The sequence below is a fragment of the Methylacidimicrobium tartarophylax genome (assembly GCF_902143375.2).
GTDB classification, from domain to species: Bacteria; Verrucomicrobiota; Verrucomicrobiia; order Methylacidiphilales; family Methylacidiphilaceae; genus Methylacidimicrobium; species Methylacidimicrobium tartarophylax.
Genome location: NZ_CABFVA020000056.1, coordinates 1 through 3,263, shown reverse-complemented (window position 1 = coordinate 3,263; position 3,263 = coordinate 1). Strand labels below are relative to the sequence as shown.

3 protein-coding genes are annotated in these 3,263 nt (G+C 63.2%); 2 read left to right on the top strand and 1 reads right to left on the bottom strand.

From position 1 onward, the window contains the following. A partial coding sequence (locus MAMT_RS05135; RefSeq protein ID WP_512698671.1) for a F0F1 ATP synthase subunit beta occupies positions 1–910 on the bottom strand: 910 nt, incomplete at its 3' end. A 142-nt stretch (positions 911–1,052) separates the two neighbouring features. On the opposite strand from MAMT_RS05135, the gene MAMT_RS05130 reads away from it, so the two are divergent. Together MAMT_RS05130 and MAMT_RS05125 are read left to right on the top strand one after the other, a co-directional pair. Then, positions 1,053–2,390: a nicotinate phosphoribosyltransferase gene (locus MAMT_RS05130; protein WP_142659930.1), complete on the top strand. Its 1,338-nt coding sequence runs from the start codon at positions 1,053–1,055 to the stop codon at positions 2,388–2,390. 77 nt (positions 2,391–2,467) lie between these two features. Beyond that, the gene (locus MAMT_RS05125) at positions 2,468–3,172 is read left to right on the top strand and encodes an epoxyqueuosine reductase QueH (protein ID WP_142659931.1); all 705 of its coding nucleotides are present in this window, start codon (positions 2,468–2,470) and stop codon (positions 3,170–3,172) included. Positions 3,173–3,263 lie beyond the last annotated feature (91 nt).

Below are 3,263 nucleotides of genomic sequence, written 5' to 3'. Positions count from 1 at the left end.
TGCCCCGCTGGGTCGAGACGATCCGATCCTCGAGCTCGGCCACTTCGGTGAGAAGGGTCGGCTGATAGCCCACCATCGCCGGCATACGGCCCAGCAGCCCGGAAACCTCGCTTCCGGCCTGCACGAAGCGGAAGAGGTTGTCCATGAGGAAGAGAACCTCTTTCTGCAGCGTGTCCCGCAAATACTCCGCGTAGGAGAGCGCCGTGAGCCCTACCCGAAAGCGCACCCCCGGCGACTCATTCATCTGGCCGAAGACCATCAGCGTCTGCTCCATGACCCCCGCCTCCTGCATCGAATGCCAGAGCTCGTGGCCTTCGCGAATCCTCTCCCCCACGCCGGCGAAGACCGACACGCCATGATGGATGGCGGCAACGGCATGCATGAACTCCATCATGAGCACGGTCTTCCCCACGCCGGCTCCGCCGAAGAGTCCCGTCTTCCCCCCCTTCACGAAGGGGCAGAGGAGATCGATGACCTTGAGCCCCGTCCGGAGAATCTCCTTGGACCCGACCATCTCCGAAAGAGGAGGAGGCTCCTGGACGATGTTCCGGTATTCGGTCGTCGCGATCGGTTCCTTCCCGTCGAGCGGCTCTCCGAAGACATTGACGAGGCGTCCCAGGCACTCGCGGGAAGTGGGAACCCGGAGAAAGCCGCCCCCGTCCTGGACAGGCATCCCCCGCCGCAGGCCCGCCGTCGAGTGGAGGGTGATCGCGCGGAGATGATGCGCGTCGAGGTGCTGGTGAACCTCGAAGGTATAGCACTCGTGATCGAAGCAGGTCCGGAGGCACCAGTGGATCGGCGGCAGGCGCTCGCATTCGATTTCGACCACCGGACCATGGACTTCCATGATATAACCCGCTACCGGCTGGGAAGGAGACGACGTGGGAGGCGAACCTGAATCGGGTTCCATGAATGAGAGCGAGCCTATCACCCGGCCGAAGAGAAGCGCAAGCCCACAGGGATTCTCGGGCTCCGGCCGCATCCGATCCTTGCTGTTGAGAGGCTTCTCAGCCATCTAATTTTATCTATTCTCGATCTTCTCGAATTGATCCATGAACCTCGAATCGACCCTCCTCCTCATTGACCTCTACGAACTGACCATGCTCCAGGGCTATTTCCACGAGGGCATGAACGAAACGGCCGTTTTCGAATTCTTTATCCGCAAGCTGCCCAAGAATCGGAACTTCCTCCTCGCCGCCGGCCTCGAACAAGCTCTCTCCTTCCTGGAATCCGCCCGCTTCCAGGCGGAGGAGATCGACTGGCTCGCGTGTCATGGGTTCCGCCGGGAGTTCCTCGACTGGCTTCGCGACTTTCGCTTCCAGGGCGACGTCCATGCGATGCCCGAAGGAACTCTCTGCTTTCCCGAAGAGCCGATCCTGCGCGTTACGGCACCCCTCCCCCAAGCCCAGCTCTTCGAAAGCCGAATCATCAACCTGATCCACTTCCAAACCATGATCGCGTCCAAGGCGGCACGGTCGGTATTAGTTGCGCCCGGCAAGGAACTCGTCGATTTCGGTCTTCGCCGGGCGCATGGCGCCGAAGCGGGCCTCTACGCGGCCCGAGCCGCCTTTCTGGCCGGCTTCTCGGCGACCGCCACGGTTCTCGCAGGCAGGCGGTTTGGGATTCCGCTTTCCGGGACGATGGCCCACTCCTTCATTCAGGCGCATGACTCCGAGGAGGAGGCCTTTCTTCGCTTCGCCGAGGCCAATCCCGATCGCGCCGTCTTCCTCATCGACACGTACGATACCGAGAAAGCTGTCCGGAAGCTCGCCGCCCTCACCCCGCGTCTGGAGGAACGAGGCATTCGGCCGCTGGCCGTCCGCCTCGACAGCGGGGATCTCGGCGCCCACGCGCGTCGCGTCCGCCGGATCCTCGACGATGCGGGCTTGACGGGCGTCGGCATCTTCGCGAGTGGAAACCTCTCCGAAGAAAGGCTTCAAGAGCTCGTTGCGGCGGCTGCTCCGATTGACGGCTTCGGGATCGGCACCTCCCTCGACACCTCCTCCGATGCGCCCTATCTCGATTGCGTCTACAAGCTCGAGGAGTATGCGGGAAAGGCCCGGAGAAAGCGCTCCGAGGGCAAGGCAACGTGGCCTGGGCGCAAGCAGGTGTTCCGGCAGTACGATCCCGCCGGCAAGATCGCCTCCGACCTGGTGGCTCTCGATGGAGAGGATCATCCCGGGGAACCCCTTCTGCGTCCCGTGATGAAAGGCGGGGAGCGCCTCTTTTCTCCCGAGACGCTGCTCGCCGCCCGAGAGAGGAGCGCGCGAGGACTTGCCTCCCTTCCCGAGGAGCTACGCGTCCTCACTCCAGCGGCGGCCCCCTACCCCGTACGATTCTCGGGCCGTCTCGAGGAGCTGCGCCGCAGCCTCGATCGGGTCTTGGGCTGATCCGACACCCCGGAAGAGAGCCGTCGCGATCAACTTCCTCTTGCCAAGACGACCCGTTCCGAGCTTGGTTCTGGATGATGCGACGTCGGCCGACCGCACCCAAGTTCGAGCTGCCCGCGGGAGAGACCAAGGTTCTCCTCCACTCCTGCTGCGCCCCCTGCGCGGGCGCCGTCATGGAGAAGATCCTGGCCAAGGGGGCCGAGCTCACGGTCTTCTTCTACAATCCGAACATCCATCCGCGTCCCGAGTACGAGCTGCGCAAGCGCGAGAACATCGCCTTTGCCCAAAAGCTTTCCGTGCCCTTTGTCGATGCGGATTACGATACCGACAACTGGTTTTCCCGGGTACGCGGGCTCGAATGGGAGCCCGAGCGCGGCGTGCGCTGCACGGCCTGCTTCGACCTGCGCTTCGAGCGGACCGCCCTCTATGCGGCTGAGCATGGTTTCTCCGTCTTCACGAGTAGCCTCGGCATCTCGCGGTGGAAAGACTTCGAACAGGTTACGGGGGCCGGGGTGCGGGCTGCTTCCCGCCATTCCGGCCTCACCTACTGGACCTACAACTGGAGAAAGCTCGGCGGTGCGGAGCGGATGATCTCCCTCTCCCGCGAAGAGGGCTTTTATCAGCAGGAGTATTGCGGCTGTCTTTATTCGCTGCGGGACACGAACCGCTGGCGCACCAGCAACGGACGTCCCAGGATCGAGTTGGGAAAGAAGTTTTACGGGAGGCCGGCCTTGCCGAAAGGCGATACGGCTCGTCCTGCTCCCCCGAGCCCCGCCGCGTAACGATGCCTTCCGCCGACGAGAAACCCTTCCTCGACCATCTGGAAGATCTGCGCTGGATGATCTTCAAGGCGGTAGCCGCCGTGGCGGTGGC